Raw genomic sequence first — 24,811 nt, 5'->3', positions numbered from 1 at the left:
ATGAAATTAAGTGTTATTGTACCAGTTTATAATACTGAACGATATTTAAGAAAATGTCTTGATACAATTTTAGCACAGACATTTACCGATTATGAAATCATAATTGTGAATGATGCAAGTCCGGATCAATCACAGGTGATTATTGATGAATATATGCAGGTGCATTCTTGTATTACTTGTATTAAGAAACCCAACGGCGGTATATCAGATGCCCGCAATGCTGGGTTGAAGATTGCCGGCGGTGAATATATCAGTTTTATTGACAGTGATGATTATATCCGAGAGGATATGTTTGAGAAGATGATTAAAAAAGCTGAAAGTGAAGATTTTGATTTAGTATGCTGCGACATGGACTATATTTTTGAGGATGGCAAGACAAAAACAGTATCCAGTCATATTGAAAGCGATCTGCATGATTTTGAAGCAATCAAGGAAAGTATGACACGTATTTATCCCGCACCTTGGAATAAAATTTATCATCGCCGTTTGTTTGACCATGGCGTGCGCTTTACCAAGGGTGTCTGGTATGAGGATATGGAATTCATTTATCGGCTGTATCCTTATATAAAATCAATTGGAACCGTAAAGGAGCCTTTTAATCAATACGTTCAGCATCCAGGTGCTATTACCTATACTTATGATGAGCGGCTGTTTGATTACATCAAGAATTGGCAGCATATTCTTTCTGATTATGAAAAGCTTGGCTTGATGGCAAGCTATCATGATGAGTTGGAATTCAGCTGTGTCAGGTATTTGTATGCGACCTTCATTAAGCGGGCAGCCAATTATTCTGATAAGAAGCTATTTGATCAAGCTGTAGACAAAGCGATGGCAATGATCCATGAACGCTTTCCTGATTATAAGAAAAATAAATATTTTAAAGGTGCTGGTCTTAAAGGCCTGTATCTGCTGACATTTAATCGCTTGACTGCTAATCTGGTTTATTACAAGACAGTCAATAAATTGGGGTAAAGGTTATGAAACACAAGGTTTTATTTATTTCCAGCACCGGCGGTCATTTGAATGAATTGCTGCAGCTGAAGGCATTGTTTGATGATACGGATTTTCATTTGATTACTGAGAAAACAAAGAGCAATATGAAGCTAAAGGAACAGTATCCGGGCCGTGTAGATTATCTGGTCTATGGCAGCAAGGATCATTTATTAGCCTATTGTTTTAAATTTCCGTATAATATTTTAAAAAGCTTCTGCTTCTGGCTCAAGCTGCGTCCGGAATTCATTGTCAGCACCGGCGCTCATACAGCAGTGCCAATGTGCTATATCGGGAAGCTGTTTGGCAGTAAAATCATCTATCTTGAGACTTTTGCTAATATTAAGACTAAGTCATTATCTGGAAAATTAGTCTATCCCATTGCGGATCTGTTTTTAGTACAGTGGGAAAGTATGCTGGAATGCTATCCAAAGGCAGTGTATGTTGGAGGTGTTTATTGATGATTTTAGTAATACTTGGAACACAGGATAAACCCTTTACACGGCTTCTGAAAGCCTTGGATGAACAGAAAAAAAGCCATCTAATCAACGATGAATTAATTGTTCAGGCAGGCTGTACGAAGCTTGATACCGATTCGATGAAATTGTTTGATTTATTGCCGATCGACGAGTTTGACCGGCTGATCAATGAGGCTGATGTTGTGATTACACATGCCGGCGTCGGTTCCATTCTTTCCGCATTAAAAAAGGGAAAGAAGGTTATCGCATGTGCGAGACTGTCAAAATACGGTGAGCATACAAATGATCATCAGTTACAGATTCAGGAAGAGTTTGCCAGACAGGGATATCTGATCAGCTGCAATGATTTCAGTAAAATTCATGAAATTCTTGATAAACTTGATGAATTTACACCAAATCCATATATTTCAATGACAGAAAATGTAGTAAATGCGATAAGAGACTTTATTCAAAAGGATTAAGTGTGTTATAATAAGCAATGCAATTTGCATTGTTTTTTTATTTTTTTTAAAACTATTCACCTGATTTTCACAAGGGTTTGTTAAAATTCCATCAGGTATTATAAAGTTAGAGGGTGTTTTATGCGTTCGAAATGCTTATTCATATTTAATAAATTAACAGCGCTGATACAGTGGCTGCTGCCAATGCTTTTTATGTTTGTTGGCTTTTTCAGCACCGATATCATTTTGCGTTATTATACTTCGGATATTGGTTTTTATGATATTCGTCATTTAGCGCCAATGCTTTTTACTGTATGCTGGTGCTGCTTTTTAATTCTGCTGGTATATTCATTACCGCGCAAAATCGGCCGTATTGTATATTTTATAATAGCAGTGGTAGTTACATTATATGGCTGTGCCCAATATATCTATTATCAATTATTCCAAAGCTTTATATGGTTTAATGATTTGGCAATGGCAGGGGAAGGCAGCGATTATCTAAGCTTTGTGCTGGGCTTAATCGATAACCGGCTGCTTTCGATCTTACTGACAGGCTTAATCTGTATGGTGTTTGCGTTGATTTTCTTTCCTAAAAAGAAGAATACATTGTTTTCGCTGAGTGTTCATTCAATAATATTTGGTTTTGTGCTGATATTTTACAGTACAATTCCGGATATGATAGGAATCCAACAGACTGAAGCTCGATGGGATTCATGGCGAGATCCTCGTAATGTTTATGATCAATTCTCAAATCAGGCGTGGATGATGCAAGTATCTGGTTTCTATGAATATATTAACCGTGATTTTTATATGACATATATTAAAACGAATTCGGTGGATCAGGCTGATTATGATTCGATCAATGAATATTTAGATGCAAAGCCGGAAATTGAATCGAATGATATGACCGGTGTCTTTAAGGATAAGAATGTTATTTTAGTACTGATGGAGAGCATTGACGACTGGTTAATTTCTGATAAGTATACACCGACTATAGAATATATGATGGCTAATGGTCTGAACTTTACCGATCATTATGCGCCGATCTTTTCATCAGGGGCAACATTTAATTCTGAATTTGCAGCCAATACGGGTACTTACTCACCGAATGGCGGTAATGCGGCTTATTCGTTCAGTAAGAATACGTTCTCACAAAGCTTGCCTAATTTATTTAAGAATGCTGGTTATTCTGTGAAATCGTTCCATTATAATGTACCTGAATTTTATAATCGAGCGATCATGCATAAGAATTTTGGCTATGATGAATATGTATCTTTCACTGATTTATTGGGCGGTGATTATACTGCAGCATCGATTGATACTATTATTACTCAGAATGAGGAGATTTACAGCAAGCTGACTGAGGGTGAGAAGTTCTTTGATTTTATTATTACTTATTCAGCCCATCTGCCTTACAGTACATATGCGGATATGTGTGCTTATCAGGTTGAAAATGAACCGGAGCTTTGGGATTATGATATGAATAATGAGACCAACTGTATTTATATGCAGGCAAAGATCACGGATAATTTCTTTAAGGAGCTGCTGGAAAGACTCAATGAAGATGGCTTGTTGGAAGATACGGTAATCATAGGGTATACCGATCATTATACTTATGGATACAGTGATACGGAGGCATTGCAGGCTTATACAGAAGCGGCCGGTTCGCCGCTAGTCGATAAGGTGCCGTTCTTTGTCTATAACTATGGCAGTGAAGAATTAGCTCAGGAAGTAACAAAGGCTAATTCAACGATTGATATTTTACCGACAGTTGCCAATTTGTTAGGTCTTGATTACGGCAATACCTATGTTGGTTATGATATCTTTGATGATCGTTACCGCGGCTACGCTTATTTTAAAGATTATTCATGGTATGACGGGCATACTTATTATAAAGATGGGGAAGTTGTATTTACGGATGACAGCGGTTTGACAAATATTGATGAAATGAATCGAATTGTTTCAGATAATATTAAATTTGGTGAAATGATTGTGACAGACGATTATTTTGCTTATCTGAAGAAGCATGGAAATGAGTAGATAATCTAATTAGACTATGACTTTAAAGAAATATAATTTCTGATAAGGTTGTAGTCTTTTTTTAGCATAAAAGAAAAAGCATCTTTAAGTACAGGTTTGACCTTGCAGCTAAAGATGCCTTTTGCTAATAATAAATCTTTTACAAAGTAATTATTACAATCCACAGGGTAAATTACTCTATAAGTAAGATAACATAAAAGTTGTATTATTCAATTAATTATATATTATAATTTAATTGAATATTCAATTGTTTTGTTAAAAGATTAAATTGACAGCGCTTACATTCTGAATTAGTATAAAGGCAAATAAAAGAAAAGGAGGGAAATTAATGATTGAGAAAGCGTATCCGATAGCCTTTGAAATAGCAGGACCGTCTGCAATGTTCGCACGACCAGATACTGGTTCTTCACCTGTCTCTTATGCCGTGCCAACCAAGTCAGCGCTGAAAAGCATGTTTGAATGTGTCGTCATGTCAAAGGATGCTTATTTTGAGCCGCAGCGAGTTGAGATCTGTTCACCGATTATTTATCACAAGTATGTGAACAATTATCAAGGCCCATTGAAAAAGAGCGGAACTGTAAATTATCAGATCTTTGCTACGGTATTAGAAAATGTCTGTTACAAGGTGTACGGTGTGATTAAAGCATACAATGCACCTGAACATAAGTATAACGCACAGCATCAGCTGCAAGAAGTATTTATGCGGCGTTTAAAGTCTGGACAATTCTATTCAACGGCATTTTTAGGATGGAAGGAATTTACACCAAGCTATTTTGGGCCTTTAAGAGAGTCAACGAAAGCGGATAAAACCCTGAATCTCGTCATCCCATCAATGTTAATTTCGATGTATGATCGACCAACAGATGGTCATGTTTCACCATCATTTGTTCAAATGATTGAAGTGCGGGAAGGTGTGGTCAGATATGATTAATGAGCTCTACGGATTAAGCTTAGCTTTGGAAAAGCATCAATTGCTGCAATCGTCGACGCACCCTAATGTGACGCAAGTTGGGAAAAGCGATGTGATAATTGTGGAAGTTAATGCAAAAGGTGAGCCAAAAGGTCTGCGTTTTATTCAAAAAGCAAAGATGCCTGAACTTTGGAAGCATAGTAAGGGGAATCATAATAGCTTTCCGGCAATTCGTATCCAAAAACCATTATTAGCTATATCTGAAAGTAAAAAGATTGATGAAGCAAGTTGGAAAAAAGCCAAATTGACTGAAAAAATAAATCTTCTCTTATCACTTGATTTTAATGCCATGAATGCGAATTCAAATGAAATAATGATCTCAGAGTGGTCTTTGAATGAGTTAAAACCAGTCATCGAAAGTGATTTACCAGAGCTTGCTGCATTAAAAGATTTGCTTAATGCATTTCCATCGGATCAAGCAAGCCAGCATGAATTTTTAAGCCATCTTTTACAGCTAATGCATGATAAAATTGTAGACTGTAATGATGAAATGATGCTTAACGGTTTAAAACTAGTATTGGTAGGTCAGAAAGAATCAAATGGCCGCTATAAATCAGGAATCATGACTTATTATGACGCGTATGGAATGCTTAAGTATGAGAATTATGTGTTCTCAAAGGATACACAAATAGCGTTGGTTCAATTATTAAACAGCTTTGAAAATCGTGAAGATGCGCAAGAGAAAGCAGCAATAAAATCACCATTAAGTGGTAAGCGGACAGTAGGTGTTGGTGCTAAATATCCTAACCCTAACCTGCCGCTGCTTGGCCTTACCTACTTATACTCTAAAAAAGCTGATACCCCATGTCTTTCTCGTTATCATTTAACGGGTGCAAAAGCATATCAAGCAGGTAAATCGGAAATTAATAAAATTAATGATGCAATCTCCTTTTTAACGCAGCCAGATAATGAGAATAAGACTTGGCGTGCTGTCAGCGACAGTAATAGCGATAAGCAAAATTTGCTGCTAGCTTATATACCTGATGAACCTAAAAATGATGCTTTTTTGGCAAAAATACTAAGTAATCCATTCAGTTATGAAGATAATAAAGAATTTTCAAGGGTGCACGCTGAAAGTGCTTATAAAGCTATTTGTGAGAAAGTTCTTAAGGATATGGAGGGTATTTTAAATAGAAATAAGGAGGCCAAGGTTTGTTTGATACTTTTAGGAACATTAGATCCAGGCCGCAAACAGGTTATTTATGAAAGTGCTTTTAGCGTTGAACAATTAACTGAAAATATGCGATTATGGGACAGCGCTTTAAAGAACTACCCGCCTTATGAAATTAAGATTTGGAATAAAAAGGAAATAGCCAATTATGAATTCAATTGTCTTGGACCGGACACGCTATGCCGATTATTCAAAACGAATTATAATCGGTCAGGCAAAAATAATACGCTGCCGCAGAGTGATGTCACTTTACAAGAGATATATAATCTCTATATGCCAAGCTCATTAGAAATAAGAAATGAAGCTCTAATTGATCATTTCTTACAATTATCTGTAAATAAAGCTAAATATTTACTTGGCGATATTGGTCAACAGTTGACTTTAGATCATATTTTATCATCTTCAATGAAGACACAGGCTGAGAATGCCGCAGCATTTATGTCCCTTTATTCAGTTTTATTATATCTGAAAGGGATTAGAAAGGAGAATTACATGTTAGATGCACCGTTCAATATAGGTCAGCTTTTGAAATTGACTGATATGTTGCATAAAGAATACACAATACAGGTACGAAACAATGGCAGCAAAACTGCATCTTTACCGTCACAGTTAATGGGAAATGAGTTATTGCCAATTGTTTCAGAAAAACCTTTAGAAGGCTTAGTCAGGCTGAAGGATCGTATCCGCATTTATCAAGCATGGGCTTATACGGCTGTGGGTGAAAACAGTCGTAAGGCAAAATGGATACTCGCTCGTTTTGAAGAGATCTGTTTGAAAATTGCTGAAAATGAAATACCTGAAAATTTTACAACTGCTCAGCAAGCTCAAGTTTTACTTGGTTATTTAGCAGTTATACCTTATGAAAAAAAGAAAGAAGCCAATAATGGCAAGATGGAGGAAATTACAAATGAATGAATTTATTAATCGAGGTACAGGGCTTTTACTTATTGATGTGACAAATTCTAATCCTAATGGTGATCCTGATCGTGAAAGTGATCCAAGAATCAGACAAGATGGCTGTGGTGAAATATCACCGGTTTCTTTTAAGAGAAAACTTCGTGATTTAGTAGAAGCAAAGGATTCTCCGCTTTGGCAAGAACTCGCAGAAGAATTGAATTTACCTAAAGGAGGTTTTGATATTATGGAAAGCAAAAAGACAAGACGAGCCGATGTTAATAAGCTTTCTTTGCAAGAATTACTTGATAAATATTGGGATGTACGTGTATTTGGGTCTACATTTTTAGAGAATGATAAAAATGAAAATGAATCATTTATTGCTTCGGGGGTAGTGCAATTTGGTTTAGGTGTTTCCTTAGATCCAATAAGAATTGAACGAATGACAACCACTAAGGTAATGCCAGTAGAAGAAGGTAAAAGCAAAGGGATGGCACCGCTTGCTTATCGTATCGTTTCATATGGCTTATATGCAATGCCTTTCTTTGTGAATGCTACGGCAGCGCATAAAACACAATGCACAAAAAAAGATATTGAATTACTTTTACGTTTAATTCCTCATGTATATAAAGAAACCGCTTCTTATATTCGCTCACAAGTCGATATTCGTTATGCGTTTTATGTAGAACATAATCGTGCACGGGGTACTTATAATGATTTTCGGATTATAGAAGCGTTAACACCAAAGCGTATAACGGGTATGAGTGGACCTGCAACTTCATGGCATGATTATGATGAAGCAGCGCTGATGCAAAGCCTTGATGAGTTAAATGTGAAACTTATTGGCAAAACAGCGCCAGTTATTGATTTGATGGAGCAATTATGAGCCTGCTTGCTAGAAGTGCAGGGGATAGAAATCAGGAACAAACGTATTCTGATCATATTCGAGAAGTCGTGGTAAAATCACTTGATAACTTACATGCCTTGACCTTCTATGTTGGTGAGGATAGAACAAAGCTTTATGAAGAGATTTTACGTGATGCTGCTGAGTATCACGATTTGGGGAAATTGAACGCTCAAAATCAAGAGGTCTTGCATGAGAAAAACAGAGCGAAAAAATTGCCAATTAATCATCGCGATGCAGGTTTGACGTTTTTACTTGATAAAGATTCAGAAAGAATTGAGGCAACCTTAGTATATGCCCATCATCGACCAGGGTTGCCTGATCTTGTGAGAGAAGAAGTAAAGGACTCACCATTTCGTTTCACGGATAGTATGGCTGATAGTGAAGCTCATTTAGAAGAATATTTGCAAATGCATTATCAGGAATTAGGCAATTTTATATTGAAAAAAAAGAAAACAAAGAGATCAAAAACAAAGAGATCATCAATGGAATACAGAATGCTATTGAGTTGTCTTGTTGACGGTGATTATACAAGTGCTCAAGGGTATGTTGAACCACTAAGCGTTTCAAATCGCTGGAGTGAAAGAATTGGAAAGCTGGATCAGTATATTACGAATTTGTCAAATGAAAAAGAAAATAATCAGAGAAATCAAATGCGTAAAAATATGTATTATGCATGCAGAGATGCAGATACGGACAATCCGATAGAATATTGTGGCAGTCCAGTTGGAACAGGAAAAACAACGGCGGTAATGGCGCATATGTTAAAAGTTGCGGAAAAGTACAAGCTACGGCATATTATTGTAGTATTGCCGTATACCAATATCATTACTCAGACAGTAAAAACTTTAAGAGATGCTGTTGTTTTAGAGGATGAACAGGGTAAAGAGCAAGAAGTAGTGGCTGAATTGCATCATCAAGTAGATTTTGATAATTCTAAATACAAGTATTTAGCAACCACATGGCGAGCGCCAATAATCGTAACGACCGCAGTTGAATTTTTTGAAACACTTGCGAGTAATCAACCAGCTAAATTACGTAAATTACATCAATTGACAGGCAGCGCGATAATTCTCGATGAATATCACACGATGCTTCCGCTTAAATTAATGCTCCCCGCTTGGCAGTGGCTGAATGATTTAACATCTGAATGGAGATGTCATATTTGTATGAGTTCAGCGACACCTATTGAATTCTGGAAGATTAAGAAATTCAAAAAAAAATCTAATCAGTCAGTATCATCTCTGCTGCCGCCTGAAATTAATAAGCAATTATCTGAATTTGAACGCAAGAGAGTCACTCATAATATTCTTAGTGAGAAACTATCTCTCTATAAGAGTGTCACAGAATTGAAAGAACATGTAGAGAAATTTTATGGCAGCAAAATAGTATTATTTAATACTATACAAAATGCTGCATATTTTGCTAATTATTTGAAAGTAAATGGATGTGATGTCTTACATTTATCAACTGCGCTTACACCTGAAGATCGAAAAGAGATTATCAAAGAAGTTAAGCATCGATTAGAGAATAAAGATGAGTATCAAAATTGGTATCTTGTGGTTACAAGTGGTGTTGAGTGTGGGCTAGATATCTCATTTCATTATGGTTTTTGTGAGTTGAACTCTTTACAGAATTTGCTTCAGTTGCTAGGAAGAATATGTCGGGAGAGTGACTTTGAAGATAGTTTTTTAGAAGTTTTCAAAATAAGTGATGATCATTTTGTACCTAATTCATCATTTGAGATATCAATTGAAATTTATGAAGAGATGATGAAGTTAGACGAATTAAAGGATTGTTCTGATAATGAGTTAGTGTCAATTGCATTTAAGGAAGAATGTAAAAAGAGTGATGAATTATCGGAGGAAATTTGTGATGGGGACCTTTCTTGTGAATTTGAAACAGTAGCATCAAAATTTAAAGTGATTGATGAAGATACAGTCACTGTTCTAGCCGATAAAAAGCTTGCAGAAAAAATACGATCAGGTAAATTTGTTTCAGCAATGGAACTTCAAATGGGTAGCGTTAATATGAGAAGAAGTGTTCAGAAGAAATTAGGACTGCGGGATGATGACATAATGTTTTTATCGGATAAGCAGTATGATAATTTTATTGGCTACATGAAAAGCTTAGTTTGATATTATTAAGTTATTGAGTGCGAATGTGAAGTGAACATGAATTTCCTGGGGGATTCGCACTTAAAATCGAGATGAAACATTCAAAAAGAATGAATATTTAAGATTGTTTTGAGTCTTTGAAATTGAAAGCTTAAAGAAAAAGCTTCTTTTTTAGTAAAATTATTACTAATTTGGTAATATTTTGCTGTCGAGAGTCGCAGGACTCTTGTGGATTGAAATACATATAACTTCAACAATCGCTTCCGTGCTTGTTGTCGAGAGTCGCAGGACTCTTGTGGATTGAAATGGTGTAACTCAGGACAAGATACAAGGGCTATCGTTGTCGAGAGTCGCAGGACTCTTGTGGATTGAAATCAATCCATCTGCTATTTTACCAAGATTATCACTATCGTCGAGAGTCGCAGGACTCTTGTGGATTGAAATTTGACCGCATTATTTGTCTGACTAACTGCTGTATGTCGAGAGTCGCAGGAATCTCGTGGATATTACAATACAACAAAAAAATACATCAGCACAGATGTATTTTCTTTATGGTATGTCAAGCAGTGCATAAATCTTGGTGGTGCAAGTCCACTATGGGGCTTGCAACGCAATCGTCAACTATTGGCCGTAAATGTGGCGGATATATGGAGAGAAAGATACATAACCTTATCTCGGGAGGTATTGTCAGCGAAAATTAGGGATACTCTCGTAGTAACAACGAATGGCAAGAAGCATAGTAAGTAAGCCGAATGTTATAAAATACCTAGGCTTTTTTCTACAAGGATAACCAGATACAAAGTTACAAAGTAAGACTATATGAAATATTCATTGCAAAACCAAAAGAGAAACTGAAACAACGTACATTAAGAAGCTGTTGAGTATAGATTATTGTTTATTAATGATAAAAACAGTTAATTACAGGAAGATAAACTATTGGTAAAATTAGGGGTAGAATTTCACAAAGTACAATCATGGGCATACTCAAGAAAGATTTACACAAGATGTGTAAATAGTTTTCTGCAAGTGGCTATTCGCAATATAGCGTTTAAGAAAAGAGGTCTAGTATTATTACTAGACCAATATCAATTGATACATATTTAGAATAAATCCGATCCGTTGTATGTCGAACGACACATACGATGGTGTGAGAGGACGATAATTGTAATAATTATTATCTCATACTTTATTATATTTATTTATACAAATGAATCAAACCATTATCATTTAGATTTATTACAATAATCAGCAGCATTGGCATTAGGAAGATACCTAGAAAGCCAAATAAACGAGCGCCTAAGTACATACATAACAGCATCAGCAGTGGATGCATGCCTAATTGTTTACCTACAATTTTTGGTTCTACCACATTACGAATTAAAGTAATGATTAAATAAACAATTAATAATCCCACCGCAAGCTTTGTTTGCTTCACAAAGAATACATAGATAATCCATGGAATCATGATGCCGCCTGTGCCGAATACGGGTAATAAATCAAAGAGTGCGATTAAGAATGCAATAATAATCGCGTTATCAATCTTAAGCAGACTTAAACCGATGGTTAATTCAATAAAAGTAAGCAGCATCAGTTTCATATAAGCAATTAGCATAGAGGAAGCTGACCCAGTGATATATGATTTTATACTCAACAGCAAATGTTTGGATTTATCACTTAGTTGCCGCATTAGAAAATTTGTGATTTTTCGATAATCGAAACTGAAAAAGAAAGAGGATAAAATTGTAAAGAAGAAACTAATGACTCCGTTAGGGACTGAGCCAGCAAAATTGGTCAGCATATTTAAGAATCCCTTTGATGCTGATGTGATGATACTTGATAAGGTTTCATTAAAATTCATTAGTAAATTTTGTACGGTTTCCCATATATCTGGATGTACCTCACCTAATGTTGACTCAAGAGAGGCAAACGCGGCAGTTAATGATGGTTCAAACTGAGTCTGATATAGGTCAGGAATGCGGATGATAAAATCTTTAGCAAATCCATAACCCTTAAAGCAAAGATAAGCTGCACAAGCGCCAATCGTTGCATAGAAAAGTATAAATACAACAGTAGCACATAATTTGTTTGGTAAATGTGTTCTTTTAATCAACGAGCGAATCATTGGCTGCAGCATAAATGCAATTGTAAATCCTAGGATAAAGGGCATGATCCAATAGATAATATATCTTAAAAAAACATAAATTAAAAATAAAACAATGGCATAATAGAAGAAATGAATTATAAAAGCTCGCTGTTTTTCAAGATCCAAAATTATTCACCCCACTTTTCAAGCTTTTTCTTAATTACTTCAGCTGAATTACGAATGTTGCGCAGCCGCTCTGAGACAATCTGGTTAGGGAATGCCTTGCTAAGACGAAGTTCAGTATATGGCTGATGTGCCTGCATAGCTTTGAATTTAGCATTAACACGTTCTAATACTTGCTTCAAACGTTCATCGGCATCTGTACTATCAAACATTGCTTGCAGCTGTACAGAAAGCGGTTCTTCATCATTATAGCTGAAATCATGGATAACCTGCCGCAATTCCAAAAGACAATCTTCAATCTCTGCAATATCTTTATTCTTGCGTAACTGAGCTTTAATTGTATTAAACAGATCATAGGTGAATAATAAGAACAGAATGAGTGAAACCCATGCCTGATAATGCAATGGAATTAAATTAATTAAATCACTCACTTGTGGATGCAGAACATAGATTACAAATAAAGACATAATCCCAAATAAGGTTGAGTTTAGCAAACATACACGACCATTGATATTAAACTTGTAATGTGAATAATCCCACCATTTTTTATTAAATAGCTTTTCCATGACAAAGCTTGTGACATATTCAAGCAGACTGGTCAGCACCATGCCAAGAAAGAAGACTAATACAGGATTATTCAGATATCCGTCCAGAAGTACCGTAACTATTAAAGCACCAAATCCATAGATTGGACAATATGGGCCGTATAAGAAACCGCGGTTGATAAATTTTTTAGCTGGAACAGAGCAATAGATACACTCACAAATCCAACCTCCGAAACTGTAAATGAAAAAATATAGAAAATAATTTAAGAAATTACTCAAGAACTTCACCTTCTTTCAGAACGTTGTCGAAGAATTGATTCAATAGCTGTAATCCTTTTAATACGCAGCTTTGATCCTCCTGGCTGAATGCCTCCCATGACAGCTGGCACCGTTTTAGCATTAATGCTTCAATAGAATTAATGATAGCAGCACTTTTCTCGGTCAAGGCCAGCTGAACGACACGCTCATCATTGATACTGCGAACCTTCTTCAGCAATGCCTTCTGTTCTAATTTTTTACAATAGGCGGATACATTGCCAGCATCCAATGCCATGACTTTAGCAAGCTTTCCCACGGTAATTTGTCGAACTTGCTGAACTTGGCGTAATAATTGAAATTGTAGAAAAGTCAGGTTGTATTTTCCTAGATAAGGATTTAATAATTCTTGCTGAGATTCATTGATTTGACGGCTTAATGTTTCAATCATTGTATGATAGGATAAAAAATCCATAATTAACCTCCTTTATATGTATATTACATATTATATGATTCACATATAAGAAGGTCAATGGTTTCTTGTATAAACACATACTTTCGCATATTTGAACTTTGGCCAATGAAGATAATAGAAAATAAAAATACATCAAGGTGAATGTATTTTTATTTTGAATGATGATGTTTTATTTTATACTTTTGATTCAAATAATCCACAAGAGTCCTACGACTCTCGACTCAAACCAGCGGCTGAATTTCCGACAAACCGTTCCATTTCAATCCACGAGAGTCCTGCGACTCTCGACTCATTATTCATCAATTTACGCCTCCTTTACATAGTATTTCAATCCACGAGAGTCTTGCGACTCTCGACCATGCCGATTCTTTGCATCCCAGCAGCTGTGATGGATTTCAATCCACGAGAGTCTTGCGACTCTCGACTAGCGATTGGATATCTATTGATAACCAATTGGGATATTTCAATCCACGAGAGTCTTGAGACTCTCGACAAAGCGTTGAATGATACAGATGCCAAACTCTACAAAATTTCAATCCACGAGAGTCCTGCAACTCTCGACTAAGTGCAAGTGACTGACATCGTTGCAATGAATATTTCAATCCACGAGAGTCCTGCAACTCTCGACAGCAAAATATTACCAAATTAGTAATAATTATACTAAAAAAGAAGCTTTTTCTTTAAGCTTTCAATTTCAAAGAATCAAAACGATCTTAAATATTCATTCTTTCTGAATGTTTCATCTCTATTTTAAGTGCGAATCCCCCAGGAAATTCATGTTCACTTCACATTCGCACTTATTGATTTTTTTAAAGACATGCTTTCACATGTCTTACATTGAATATTATACGATACCTTGTGCCTGCATGGCTTCCGCAACCTTTACGAAACCAGCAATATTTGCACCAGCAACATAATTACCTTCAGCGCCAAATTCACGGGCTGTCTCATCGACTGTCTTAAAGATTGAAGTCATGATTGATTTAAGCTTGTCATCAACTTCTTCAAAGGTCCAGCTGTAACGCATTGAATTTTGTGACATTTCTAAACCTGAACAGGCAACACCGCCGGCATTGCTTGCCTTACCTGGCGCGTAGAGTACGCCCTTTGACTGAAGCAGATGAATTGCATCAGGTGTTGTCGGCATATTTGCCCCCTCCGCAACTGCAAAACAGCCATTTTTAACTAATGTCTCAGCACTCTCCTTATTCAGTTCGTTCTGGGTAGCACATGGCAGAGCAATATCACAAGGAATTGTCCAAATAGCTGCACAGCCCTCCAAATATTCTGCATTCGGATGAGTTTCTAAATATTCTTTGATCCGTCCACGGCGAACCTCTTTTATATCCTTCACCAAGGCTAAATCAATACCATTAGCATCATGAATCACTCCATTTGAATCAGACATAGCAACGACCTTAGCACCTAACTGCGTAGCTTTTTCACACGCATAGATGGCAACATTGCCGCTGCCTGATACGAGCACCGTCTTACCTTCAAAACTTTTACCGTTTTGTTTCAGCATCGCATCAACGAAATAGCACAAGCCATAACCGGTAGCTTGAGTACGAGCCAATGAACCGCCCCATTTTAAACCTTTGCCGGTTAATGTACCAGTAAATTCATTTTGGATGCGTTTATACTGTCCAAACAGATAACCGATCTCTCTTGCTCCAACGCCGATATCCCCAGCTGGAACATCTGTATCAGGTCCAATATGACGATATAATTCGCTCATGAAGCTCTGACAGAAGCGCATTACTTCACCATCTGATTTACCTTTAGGATCAAAATCACTGCCGCCTTTACCGCCGCCGATTGGCAGGGTAGTAAGAGCATTTTTGAAAATCTGTTCAAAACCAAGGAATTTGATAATACTTAAATTCACCGATGGATGAAAGCGTAAACCGCCTTTATAGGGGCCGATAGCAGAATTAAACTGCACACGGAATCCGCGGTTAACCTGTACATTTCCCTGATCATCTACCCAAGGAACTCTAAACAATATCTGACGTTCAGGTTCTATTAAACGTTCCAGCAAACTATCTTTTAATAGCTCAGGGCGTTTTTCTTCGACTAATTCCAATGATTCCAGCACTTCTTCAACAGCTTGCAGAAATTCCGGATCATTAGGATTGCGGGTGATAAGCAATGCTTTGGCTTTTTCTATTTGTTTCATAACGATACCTCCGATATAATCATTATAAACAGTTTTTGAAGAATGAAAAGAAAAAAATTATTTTCTGACAAAATTCTATTATTTTCATGAAAAATATTCATTAGAATAAAGCTGGTGATAAAAATGACAGCTTCCGAATTAAAAATCAATCAGCGGGCAATAATCAGTAAACTTCATTTAAAGCTTAGTGATCGCCGCCGCTGTTTTAATATGGGAATCTATGAGGGCGTCAGTATTACATTGATAAAGAAGGCTCCCTTTAAAGATCCCTATCTTTTTTCAGTCAACGGGAATGAAATCTGCATGCGGCAGCAAGACGCAAAAAGAATTGAAGTGATTCTTTCATGAATTATACCGTAGCCTTTGTAGGCAATCCCAATGTGGGGAAGAGCGCGTGGATCAATGCCCTCAGCAATGCGCATTTTCAGGTTGGCAATTGGCCGGGTGTAACGATTGAACGCAAAGAGGCAGTGATTGATTTTGCTGGTGACAGCTATCATTTGATTGATCTGCCTGGTGTTTACAGCCTTGATGAACAGACCAACGAGGAAGCGGTAACCAGCCACTTTCTTGCGGAAGAAAAGATAGACTGCATTGTAAATGTTGTTGATGCAAGCAATCTTTCCCGCAATCTGATGCTGACCGTAAAACTTAGAGAACTGAATATCAGCATGGTTTTATTATTTAATTTCATGGATGAGGTAAAGAAGCAGAACATTGTAATTGATCAGTCGGCTATCAGTCATCGCTTAGGTTTGCCGATCTATGCCGGCAGTGCTTTTGATCATCAGCGTGAACCGTTAATGAAGCTGATCCAACAGGCATGCCGAAATCAGTCCTTTTACCATCCTTTATTAGATGCGGAAAGCGACCGTTATTTTGTTTACTTGTTTGATTTAATTCATCAAGCGATGCCAGAGCTGGATGATCGTCAGGCAGCACAAGCGGTTTATGCGTGTTTTGAAGGTAAAGCACAAGTTTTGAAACTGCTGATGGATCAGGGGCTGAAACTTGAAAGCTTGAATCAGATGACCATGGAACGGCTAGAGAAAAATCAGATTGAAGCGGTTGCTTCCTGTATGCGTTATGTGAGTCAGCGTGATGAGAAACGTTATCACATAACACATAAAATTGACGCTGTGCTGCTGAATCGCTGGCTGTCCTATCCGTTGCTGATTTTATTCTTTGTTTTGTTATTAATGATTGTTTTTAATGGTTCACGCCCTTATATTGATTTTATAAATCAGTTTTTTAATGAATTTCTCGCTAATTATATTCGCTTTTATTTAGATTTTCTGCCTGTTTCAATTCTAGATTTAATAATCAGCGGTGTGCTCGGCGGAGTGGGCGGTGTTTTATCCTTTCTGCCGTTGATGGCCTTATTGTTTTTCTTTCTCGGCATTTTGGAAGAGAGCGGATATATGGCCAGAGTAGCGTTTCTTTTAGATAAAGCCATGCGTGCCTTTCATCTTTCCGGCAAAGCCTTTTTGACATTGCTGATTGGTTTCGGCTGTAATGTGCCGGCGATTTATGCGACAAGAACACTGGATAATCAAAAACAGAAGGAATTGTGTGCGACCCTGATCCCTTTTATGAGCTGCAGTGCCAGACTGCCCGTATATATGCTTTTTGCATCGGCATTTTTTCCGGATCATACCGGCGCCGCCATCATCACTGTCATAGGCTTTGGTATTTTAATGGCATTGATTTTAGCACTGGTGGTAGCGCATTTTAAAGGCCATCAGGAAACGACGATATTTTTGCTTGAACTGCCGGTTTATCGTCTGCCGCGCTTATCGGTATTGCTGCAAAAGGTAGTGCGGGAAGTAAAGAGCTTCATTCATAAAGCATTCACGGCTGTCTTATTGACAATGATGCTGCTATGGGCGTTTAGTTATTTTCCTAACGGCGATGTGAAAACCTCCTACATCGCAGATTTCTCCCGTCATGCAGCTGTATTGTTTGAACCGCTTGGTTTTGGCACCAGCTGGGAAGCGGTCGCTTCTTTACCGGCGGGAATCAGCGCCAAGGAAAGTGTGGTAGGCTTTTTATCGCAATGCCTGCTTGATGAAGAACCTGAAAGGATTGAACCTGAAATTGGTCGTGATTTGAGGGAGCAGGGAAAGCTGCTGTTAAATGCCGTAAAAGAGAGTACAATGCAGTTGTTTACGGTTGAAAAGCAAGAGGGGAATAAGGCGCTGAATACATCGATTCAGCAATTATTCACTGATCGTTATGCACCGCTTAGAGCCTTTAGCTTTATGGTTTATATATGCTTAACAATTCCTTGTGTCATGGCAATGAACGCATTATATCAGGAATATGGCTGGAAGCTGCTGCTGCGGTCAATCATTATTATGCTGATTGTGCCATATGTTGTCTGTCTATTGCTTTTTCAGGGACTAAGTCTTTTGCTGTAAGGATTTTTGATTGAAACAAAGGTTTAGCTGTGATAAACTTAAACCAGTTGTTGACACTGGAGGTAAAATCATGGATTGGAATGAAGAAGCAAAGAAATTAGAAGTTTATCAGGAAGCCTTTAAATTGTTTAACGGCATACAGAATAATGCGGCTGAGCTGTTGATGGAATGCCAAATGAATTATGCAGGTTTTCTTGATAACCATCCTGAATTTAAGCCATGTTTTGCTTATGCCGGTGCAAATATGTTTGTTGGCTTGTATCAGCATTTTTTGGAAAGCGCCGGTTATGTCGCTACGATTGACTGGAAAGCGACAGCAGGTCTGTGCGTTTATGCGCTGGCTCGCTGCGGTCTGCCGGAAGCTGAATACCGCAAGCTTGATTTAGACGCGTTAGCACCTTATGATACACAGGCAATTCTGGCTCGCATCGGCTTGCAGCTGACAGACAGTGATGTACGTCTGTTTCAGATTGCACCGGAATTTGATGATGTCTTTGTGGCCGGCATCGCGCCTGCCAATGTCATACCGTCATTGATTCAAACCGCCGGTAAAGCTGGGGTTCATATTGTCTGCATCGACCAGGCTTATATCAATGAAAAGAAGATTGATCTTAATCAGGTCTGTGATAAGGCCGATCGTCTAGGCATTGATGCAATTTATCAAAAGGAAGAGAATAATGAAAAACATTATCTGTTTTCAGATGTCCGCTACTCAGAAACCGGCCGTATTCAATTTGAAAAAACACCTTTTGGTGAGCGCTTGAGTCCTGAATGGCTGCATGCGGTGCTGGCTGATCAGCCTGAACTGTTGAAGGCATATCATGAGGGCAAGGCAGAGGTTGTCTTAAGCGTTGTCTATGATCCTAATGAAAAGCCTTTGATCTTTAATGATCCTTATTCACGTTTTCATCAATAACCACTGAACACTTCTCAAGCGGAAGTGTTTTTCATTTATCGAAAGTTGGATGACAATCAATTAAGGGTATGCTACAATGCCATTAAGTCAGGTTTACGCAGGAGGCATTTATGATATCATATACATTAACCAAACAGCAGGCCCGAACTTTTTTGTTATTAAAGCATGGTCTGATCGGTGCTTACCGATTTAAAGGCAAAGGTGGAATTATAGAATTTATCAAGCAGGCTGGCTGCATACAATATGATCCGATTGATGTCTGCGGACGCAGCCCTGAATTAGTCTTATTATCAAGAATCAAGGGTTATAAAAAACAGATGCTTTATGATTTGCTTTATAAAGAACGCAGGCTAATTGATTATTTCGACAAAAATCTGGCAATCATTTTAACTGAGGACTGGAATTATTTCTATTCTGAGCGTCAGCGGCATCGTGCTAAAAATTACGCACAGCTTGAGATTTTTGAAGCATGTAATAAAATAAAAGCTGAAATTGATCGGCGGGGAGCTGTTTGTGCCAATGATTTAAAGATGAATGAAAAGGTTGACTGGTATTGGAGTAAAACTTCACTAGCCAGAGCGGCCTTAGAACATCTGTATTTTATCGGTGATCTTTGTATACATCATAAGCGGGGCATTTTAAAATACTATGATTTAAGCAATCGCTGTCTGCCAATGTCATTGCTTAATGAACAGACACCATTTAATTCTGAGTATGAGCGTCATAAATGGCTGGTGCTGCGGCGGATTTATTCTGTGGGAATGATGTGGAATCGGGCCAGTGATGCCTGGCTTGGAATTTATGGCCTAAAGGCACCTGAACGCAGTCAAATCTTTAATGAACTTATAAAGGAAGATCAATTGATTGAACTGCGAATTCAGAATATGGAGACTTGCTACTGCGGGGCTGAGGATGCTGAATTAATTGAATATGTGCTGAAATCACCGCGTTTGCGAAAACGCTGTGAATTTATCGCTCCCTTGGATAATCTGCTGTGGGATCGTAAGCTGATTCATGCGCTGTTTGATTTTGATTATAAATGGGAAATCTACACACCCCAATCAGAGCGCAAATATGGCTATTATGTACTGCCGATACTTTATGGCATTGATTTTGTCGGCCGTATTGAAGCAGTTTATGATAAAGCAAAACAAGAGCTTACGGTTCATCACGTCTGGCTTGAACCTAATGTTCATGACACCCCAGCGCTTCAAGCAGCGATTCAAAAGCAAGTGAGCTTGCTGACACAGTTTAATCAGCAGATGGTAAAAGAATTATAAGTACGGTATTTAAATTTTCAAAAAGGGTACCCAATTCCTATGCTTTTATGGGCGCAGCTTTAGCATGGAAACAAATACACTGAGGTAAATAGATATGGAACAATATTTAAGAGAAACACCTTTATTGGATTTTTCAGCCGCCAATATACAGCGTTTAATAAATGATAAACTTTGGAAACAAGCTGATGAATATCATCGTATCAAGCTAATATATAACTATGTTCGTGATGAAATCTTATTTGGTTACAATATAGATGATGGTATTCCAGCGTCGAAAGTGTTGGCTGATGGATATGGACAATGTAATACAAAAGGCATTTTGTTCATGGCATTGCTCCGGGGTGTGAATATTCCATGTCGGGTACATGGGTTTATGATTGATAAGAAACTGCAAAAGGGTGCAATGACAGGTATTATATATCGAAGTGCTCCCAAATATATTTTCCATAGTTGGGTAGAGGTCTGCTTGGATGGAATATGGTATGAATTAGAGGCATTTATATTAGACAAAGGGTATCTCTCACAATTACAAAACATTAATTCAACTTGTTCAGGTACTTTTTGTGGGTATGGTGTAGCTGTTAAGAACTTTCATAATCCGATCATTGATTTTGAGCGAAATAATACCTACATTCAAAGTGAAGGTATAACTCAAGATTTTGGGATTTTTGATTGCCCAGATGATTTGCTTAAAAATTATCATCAAGAAATGTCTCCCTTTAAAGCTTTTCTATATAGAAATTTTGGCAGACACTTAATGAATCACAACATCAGTAAAATAAGAAATGGCAAATGATAAATTCTAATCTGTCAGGCTGAATTAGCTTCACCTTATTGGTATAAGTCGTTATAATCGAGGCAAATGATTTAAGCTCTATTTTAGCTTGCAGGCAACAAAATTAGTGTTTAATTTTGATCTAATAGTGTAAATATTGAAAGAATGCATAAATATCGACTTTTAAGGTTTTGTATATTCTATGTTTTTGCGCAACCAATGCGGTTTGATGCTTTTTGATACTCATGCGTTATGAGAATTTGAAGATAATTATTTTTTAGAGTAGTTTAACCAGTTTTTATTTTTAACTGTCCTACTTTAAAGGTGTGGTATTATTAAAGCCGTATTAAGTTATGTCCGTGAGCAATAATCAAAATGCGATTTGTATTTTCAACAGAGTGCTCAATATGAATTAAGGAGTGGCCGATGAATATAAAAAAGATGATTGATAACAATTTTAGAGGTAATGTATATATTGTTCAAGACAAAGAGATTTTGTGTGAAAGCTCGACAGGTTTTGCTGATTTAGCAAATGAAGTTCCCAATTCATTAGAAACTAAATTTGCCAGTGCATCAGCAGGCAAGGTGTTTGTCGCAATAGGCATATTACAATTAATTGATCAAGGAAAAATTAAGTTTGACGATACTTTAGGGAGGCTTCTTGATATTGAATTAAATAATATTGATGTAGATGTAACCGTAAAGCAATTGTTGAATCATACTTCAGGAGTTCCTGATTATTTTGACGAAACTATTATGGAAGATTATGAAGAATTATGGATAGATTATCCTAATTATAAAATTAGGCATAATAGCGATTTGCTTCCGCTTTTTATAGACAAACCCATGATGTATTCTAAAGGTGAGAAATTTCAATATAATAATTCAGGTTATGTACTGCTTGCTATGATAATTGAAAAAGTAACGGGAATGGATTTTGATCAATACCTAAAAATAAATGTTTTTGATGTGTGTGATATGATATCAACAGGTTATTATGAATTAGACAGATTACCAGCAAAATGTGCATATAATTATATTTATTGTGCAGATACAAATGATTTCCGCACAAATATCTTTTCTGTTGATGTAAAGGGAACAGGAGCGGGCGGCGCTTATATCACTGTAAAAGATATTATCAATTTTTGGCTTGGCTTATTAAACGAAAAGCTGATTTCAAAAGAATTAGTATCTGAGATGCTTAACAAACAAAGCGGGAACGGCATGGACACAGAAGAAGGCTTTTATGGCTATGGTGTATGGATTATTGATAATCCAAAGGGGAAGGATCTTGCGTATTTTCAAGGCTGTGACCCGGGAGTAAGCTTTCTTTCTGAATATAATCCCAACAATGGAATTATTTCTGTTTTGGTAAGCAACTATGGTGATAATGTTTGGCAAGAAATGCGAAAAGTTAGAGAAAAGCTTTATGAATAACCGTTTGTTTTAGGCAGTTAAGCAAGCAAAACCAAAATTTTACTTAAATTTCATTATTCTGTTATAATAATTTATAGAACAATTTTTATAAATAGAATCAGTAAAAAATAAGAAAGCGGAGGAAAAAGTATGGGATTATTTAAACGATTCAAAAAGGCAGCCCCTCAAATCGATACACAGCTGTATACAGAAGCTGAAGTAAACGAATTGGAAGCTTATATCAATCAGCATTTTGGCGAATTTGATCAGGTTTTTCATGAGCTTGTATCACCAGATATTCATGTCGATATAGCGATTATTCCGCCAAACGCTGATAGAAATTATTATCGGCTGATTACAATGGGAATGGGGGCACATCGGATGAATGTTCCTTCTGCCCTTGATGAATATGAATTAAATTATGCTGAACTGATGATTGATTTACCGCCGGATTGGCTTGTACAGGATGATGATGAAAATAATTACTGGCCGATTCGCTGGCTGAAAATCTTGGCGCGCCTGCCAATCGATTCAGACACTTGGCTGGGTTATGGGCATACGATAGCAGCGGGTGAAAATCATGAAACCTTATCGGATAACAATCAGTTTGAGGGTGTAGGCTTGATCAACGCGATGGATGAAAACGGGAAAGAGGCTGTTTTAAGAATGAAAAATAAAAAACTGGTTCATTTTTACCGCATGATTCCGCTTTATGGCGCTGAAATGGATTTTAAACTGCAATGTGAAGATATTGAACCTTTACTGAAACGTTTTGATACAGCAGATCAATCGCATATTGTAAATATTCATCGCAAAAATTATGGACTGCTGTCTGCAAAATAAATTTTCAAATACATATAAAAATAAACAGCTGAGGATACACGTTCTCAGCTTTCATTTACTAATTTTCGTCAATTTAATTGGATAAAAGAAATCAGGAGCGCTTCATAGATATCACAGATAAGCCATGTTATCATCCTATCAAAATGTAATAAAGTGAAATCGTAACTTCGGTTAATCAAATTTATCAATGCCAATTTCTTCACATATTATGTTAAAATAGAATTAAATAATTGTTGATGAAGATTGTTGAGGTGCAAATGATGAAAAAGAAACTATATGCGGGATTAGCTGGTTTGTTTTGTGTCTTTTATTCGTCGCTTTTCAATTGGCATATATGGCAGAAATTTATTCATGATTTCTTTTATAATACATTCCATATTGAACAATTTTTAGGACTGCGGATGGATTCGATTATTTTAATCCTGTATGCTGTTTTAATGTGTGTGTTTGGTGTTTTGGGATATGACAATAAATACATTAAGAAAAAATATGGCATTCCTGTAATCATTGCTTTTGGTTTCTTGCTGTGTATATTGGCATATGCGAGATAAGGGGGAATCAGTGGGGGATTAGGATTATTCTATTAAGATAAGGAGCGCTGGTTATGAAAGTGAATGATTTTTCAAAACGTTTAGGTATCGGCAGCAGCAAGGTGCGTTATTATGACCGCATTGGTTTAATTAAGGGCGGCCGCTGCGAAGCGAATAATTATCGTGATTTTACTGATCTTGATGCGCTGAATATTTATCATGCTCAGATGCTGAGGAGCTTTGATATGAGCGTTCAGGAATCTTTGGCGGCTAAGCAGAAGGGGCTGACGCAGATCAGCGGCTGGGTTGAAGAACATGCGTTAGAACTTGAAGAATTAATTCGGCAGGAAGAGATGCGGCTTTTTCGTCTGCGGGAAATGCAGGACTATTTCACAATGATTCAAGAATCAAAGAGCTTGCTTACAGAGCATTTGCTTGATGATAATTATAATGTTTTTAATTTTGGCAGCTGTGCGAAACCAGATGCAGTTACCTTAAAGGCGATTGAACAGCTTGCGGAGGCAATGCCGTTTTCTTATATCGCAATTAAAGTATCAAAAGCGAGCTTGTTTGATGAACAGCAGCCACTGGCGGTCAGCATCGGGCTTGGTATTTTAGAGCGTAATCGTAAAAAGCTGGGTGTAGAGCTGCCACCTCAGATTGAGAAGACAAGAAGCCGTAAAATCTTGCAGATTTTGATTTTGAGCGCTGATCCTTTTCATCTGCAAAGGCATGAGCTGGCCCCTTTGCTTGAAGAGGTTAAACGCCGCGGGATTGCTGTGAGTGATGATATTGTCGGCAGAATTTATATCAGCTATCAGGAGAATGGCACTTTTATACATGGTATTGGCTTGAGCGTACCTATTGATAATGAAAAATAAATCATTCACAATTCCCTTGACCTGT

21 protein-coding genes and 1 CRISPR repeat array are annotated in these 24,811 nt (G+C 37.2%); of the genes, 17 read left to right on the top strand and 4 right to left on the bottom strand.

The window, feature by feature from the left end:
- The 8 genes from DWZ33_RS02510 (at position 1) to DWZ33_RS02475 (ending at position 10,026) form a co-directional block, all read left to right on the top strand.
- Positions 1 to 972: a glycosyltransferase family 2 protein gene (locus tag DWZ33_RS02510; protein ID WP_118453657.1), complete on the top strand. Its 972-nt coding sequence runs from the start codon at positions 1 to 3 to the stop codon at positions 970 to 972.
- 5 nt (positions 973 to 977) lie between these two features.
- Positions 978 to 1,451: a PssD/Cps14F family polysaccharide biosynthesis glycosyltransferase gene (gene pssD, locus DWZ33_RS02505; protein ID WP_022937461.1), complete on the top strand. Its 474-nt coding sequence runs from the start codon at positions 978 to 980 to the stop codon at positions 1,449 to 1,451.
- Positions 1,451 to 1,930: a PssE/Cps14G family polysaccharide biosynthesis glycosyltransferase gene (pssE, locus tag DWZ33_RS02500; RefSeq protein ID WP_182425478.1), complete on the top strand. Its 480-nt coding sequence runs from the start codon at positions 1,451 to 1,453 to the stop codon at positions 1,928 to 1,930. Before pssD ends, pssE begins: the two co-directional genes overlap by 1 nt.
- Positions 1,931 to 2,050: 120 nt before the next feature.
- Positions 2,051 to 3,949, top strand: a complete 1,899-nt coding sequence (locus DWZ33_RS02495) for an LTA synthase family protein (protein ID WP_118453655.1) — start codon at positions 2,051 to 2,053, stop codon at positions 3,947 to 3,949.
- Positions 3,950 to 4,277: 328 nt separating this feature from the next.
- Positions 4,278 to 4,880 (top strand): CRISPR-associated protein Cas5, encoded by a 603-nt coding sequence (gene cas5, locus DWZ33_RS02490; RefSeq protein WP_118453654.1) that lies wholly within the window; start codon positions 4,278 to 4,280, stop codon positions 4,878 to 4,880.
- Entirely contained in the window at positions 4,873 to 7,005 is a 2,133-nt protein-coding gene (locus tag DWZ33_RS02485; RefSeq protein ID WP_118453653.1) for a hypothetical protein, read from the top strand. Before cas5 ends, DWZ33_RS02485 begins: the two co-directional genes overlap by 8 nt.
- Complete coding sequence (locus tag DWZ33_RS02480; protein ID WP_118453652.1) at positions 6,998 to 7,870, top strand: type I CRISPR-associated protein Cas7; 873 nt, start codon at positions 6,998 to 7,000, stop codon at positions 7,868 to 7,870. Before DWZ33_RS02485 ends, DWZ33_RS02480 begins: the two co-directional genes overlap by 8 nt.
- The gene (locus DWZ33_RS02475) at positions 7,867 to 10,026 is read left to right on the top strand and encodes a CRISPR-associated helicase/endonuclease Cas3 (RefSeq protein ID WP_118453651.1); all 2,160 of its coding nucleotides are present in this window, start codon (positions 7,867 to 7,869) and stop codon (positions 10,024 to 10,026) included. The genes DWZ33_RS02480 and DWZ33_RS02475 overlap by 4 nt, the downstream gene beginning before the upstream one ends.
- Before the next feature lie 1,174 nt (positions 10,027 to 11,200).
- Here DWZ33_RS02475 and ytvI read toward each other — a convergent pair.
- The 4 genes from ytvI to gdhA form a co-directional block, all read right to left on the bottom strand.
- Positions 11,201 to 12,274, bottom strand: a complete 1,074-nt coding sequence (ytvI, locus tag DWZ33_RS02470) for a sporulation integral membrane protein YtvI (protein WP_118453650.1) — start codon at positions 12,272 to 12,274, stop codon at positions 11,201 to 11,203.
- Positions 12,275 to 12,276: 2 nt separating this feature from the next.
- Entirely contained in the window at positions 12,277 to 13,095 is an 819-nt protein-coding gene (locus tag DWZ33_RS02465; protein ID WP_118453649.1) for a putative ABC transporter permease, read from the bottom strand.
- Positions 13,088 to 13,546, bottom strand: a complete 459-nt coding sequence (locus DWZ33_RS02460) for a MarR family winged helix-turn-helix transcriptional regulator (RefSeq protein WP_118453648.1) — start codon at positions 13,544 to 13,546, stop codon at positions 13,088 to 13,090. The genes DWZ33_RS02465 and DWZ33_RS02460 overlap by 8 nt, the downstream gene beginning before the upstream one ends.
- 256 nt (positions 13,547 to 13,802) lie before the next feature.
- Positions 13,803 to 14,174: direct repeats of the CRISPR family, unit length 33 nt; unit sequence ATTTCAATCCACGAGAGTCTTGCGACTCTCGAC.
- A 216-nt stretch (positions 14,175 to 14,390) separates the two neighbouring features.
- The gene (gdhA, locus tag DWZ33_RS02455; RefSeq protein ID WP_118453647.1) at positions 14,391 to 15,725 is read right to left on the bottom strand and encodes an NADP-specific glutamate dehydrogenase; all 1,335 of its coding nucleotides are present in this window, start codon (positions 15,723 to 15,725) and stop codon (positions 14,391 to 14,393) included.
- Between the two features lie 123 nt (positions 15,726 to 15,848).
- Here gdhA and DWZ33_RS02450 point away from each other — a divergent pair, with 123 nt between their 5' ends.
- The 9 genes from DWZ33_RS02450 to DWZ33_RS02410 all read left to right on the top strand — a co-directional run bounded on the left by DWZ33_RS02450 (position 15,849) and on the right by DWZ33_RS02410 (position 24,786).
- Complete coding sequence (locus tag DWZ33_RS02450; protein WP_022937472.1) at positions 15,849 to 16,073, top strand: FeoA family protein; 225 nt, start codon at positions 15,849 to 15,851, stop codon at positions 16,071 to 16,073.
- A complete protein-coding gene (gene feoB, locus DWZ33_RS02445; protein WP_118453646.1) occupies positions 16,070 to 18,145 on the top strand; it encodes a ferrous iron transport protein B in 2,076 nt (691 codons plus the stop codon). The genes DWZ33_RS02450 and feoB overlap by 4 nt, the downstream gene beginning before the upstream one ends.
- A 70-nt stretch (positions 18,146 to 18,215) precedes the next feature.
- On the top strand, positions 18,216 to 19,061 hold the full coding sequence (locus tag DWZ33_RS02440; protein WP_118453645.1) for a DUF6630 family protein: 846 nt from the start codon (positions 18,216 to 18,218) through the stop codon (positions 19,059 to 19,061).
- Positions 19,062 to 19,171: 110 nt separating this feature from the next.
- The gene (locus DWZ33_RS02435; protein WP_118453644.1) at positions 19,172 to 20,341 is read left to right on the top strand and encodes a winged helix-turn-helix domain-containing protein; all 1,170 of its coding nucleotides are present in this window, start codon (positions 19,172 to 19,174) and stop codon (positions 20,339 to 20,341) included.
- 94 nt (positions 20,342 to 20,435) lie between these two features.
- Complete coding sequence (locus DWZ33_RS02430; protein ID WP_118453643.1) at positions 20,436 to 21,137, top strand: transglutaminase-like domain-containing protein; 702 nt, start codon at positions 20,436 to 20,438, stop codon at positions 21,135 to 21,137.
- Positions 21,138 to 21,542: 405 nt separating this feature from the next.
- Positions 21,543 to 22,553, top strand: coding sequence for a serine hydrolase domain-containing protein (locus DWZ33_RS02425; RefSeq protein ID WP_118453642.1), 1,011 nt, complete (start codon positions 21,543 to 21,545; stop codon positions 22,551 to 22,553).
- A gap of 129 nt (positions 22,554 to 22,682) precedes the next feature.
- Positions 22,683 to 23,375 (top strand): suppressor of fused domain protein, encoded by a 693-nt coding sequence (locus DWZ33_RS02420; RefSeq protein ID WP_022937478.1) that lies wholly within the window; start codon positions 22,683 to 22,685, stop codon positions 23,373 to 23,375.
- Positions 23,376 to 23,635: 260 nt separating this feature from the next.
- A complete protein-coding gene (locus DWZ33_RS02415) occupies positions 23,636 to 23,926 on the top strand; it encodes a hypothetical protein (RefSeq protein ID WP_118453641.1) in 291 nt (96 codons plus the stop codon).
- Between the two features lie 53 nt (positions 23,927 to 23,979).
- A complete protein-coding gene (locus DWZ33_RS02410; RefSeq protein ID WP_118453640.1) occupies positions 23,980 to 24,786 on the top strand; it encodes a MerR family transcriptional regulator in 807 nt (268 codons plus the stop codon).
- Positions 24,787 to 24,811 lie beyond the last annotated feature (25 nt).

Source organism: Dielma fastidiosa (genome assembly GCF_003475485.1).
Taxonomy (GTDB): domain Bacteria; phylum Bacillota_I; class Bacilli_A; order Erysipelotrichales; family Erysipelotrichaceae; genus Dielma; species Dielma fastidiosa.
The sequence above is the reverse complement of the archived record's forward strand: the minus strand, read 5'-3'. Positions and strand labels throughout refer to the sequence as shown.

Coding starts and splice junctions, on each gene's coding strand:
- DWZ33_RS02510 (WP_118453657.1), top strand. CDS start 1: ATGAAATTAAGTGTTATTGTACCAGTTTATAATACTGAACGATATTTA.
- pssD (WP_022937461.1), top strand. CDS start 978: ATGAAACACAAGGTTTTATTTATTTCCAGCACCGGCGGTCATTTGAAT.
- pssE (WP_182425478.1), top strand. CDS start 1,451: ATGATTTTAGTAATACTTGGAACACAGGATAAACCCTTTACACGGCTT.
- DWZ33_RS02495 (WP_118453655.1), top strand. CDS start 2,051: ATGCGTTCGAAATGCTTATTCATATTTAATAAATTAACAGCGCTGATA.
- cas5 (WP_118453654.1), top strand. CDS start 4,278: ATGATTGAGAAAGCGTATCCGATAGCCTTTGAAATAGCAGGACCGTCT.
- DWZ33_RS02485 (WP_118453653.1), top strand. CDS start 4,873: ATGATTAATGAGCTCTACGGATTAAGCTTAGCTTTGGAAAAGCATCAA.
- DWZ33_RS02480 (WP_118453652.1), top strand. CDS start 6,998: ATGAATGAATTTATTAATCGAGGTACAGGGCTTTTACTTATTGATGTG.
- DWZ33_RS02475 (WP_118453651.1), top strand. CDS start 7,867: ATGAGCCTGCTTGCTAGAAGTGCAGGGGATAGAAATCAGGAACAAACG.
- DWZ33_RS02460 (WP_118453648.1), bottom strand. CDS start 13,546: ATGGATTTTTTATCCTATCATACAATGATTGAAACATTAAGCCGTCAA.
- gdhA (WP_118453647.1), bottom strand. CDS start 15,725: ATGAAACAAATAGAAAAAGCCAAAGCATTGCTTATCACCCGCAATCCT.
- DWZ33_RS02450 (WP_022937472.1), top strand. CDS start 15,849: ATGACAGCTTCCGAATTAAAAATCAATCAGCGGGCAATAATCAGTAAA.
- feoB (WP_118453646.1), top strand. CDS start 16,070: ATGAATTATACCGTAGCCTTTGTAGGCAATCCCAATGTGGGGAAGAGC.
- DWZ33_RS02440 (WP_118453645.1), top strand. CDS start 18,216: ATGGATTGGAATGAAGAAGCAAAGAAATTAGAAGTTTATCAGGAAGCC.
- DWZ33_RS02435 (WP_118453644.1), top strand. CDS start 19,172: ATGATATCATATACATTAACCAAACAGCAGGCCCGAACTTTTTTGTTA.
- DWZ33_RS02430 (WP_118453643.1), top strand. CDS start 20,436: ATGGAACAATATTTAAGAGAAACACCTTTATTGGATTTTTCAGCCGCC.
- DWZ33_RS02425 (WP_118453642.1), top strand. CDS start 21,543: ATGAATATAAAAAAGATGATTGATAACAATTTTAGAGGTAATGTATAT.
- DWZ33_RS02420 (WP_022937478.1), top strand. CDS start 22,683: ATGGGATTATTTAAACGATTCAAAAAGGCAGCCCCTCAAATCGATACA.
- DWZ33_RS02415 (WP_118453641.1), top strand. CDS start 23,636: ATGAAAAAGAAACTATATGCGGGATTAGCTGGTTTGTTTTGTGTCTTT.
- DWZ33_RS02410 (WP_118453640.1), top strand. CDS start 23,980: ATGAAAGTGAATGATTTTTCAAAACGTTTAGGTATCGGCAGCAGCAAG.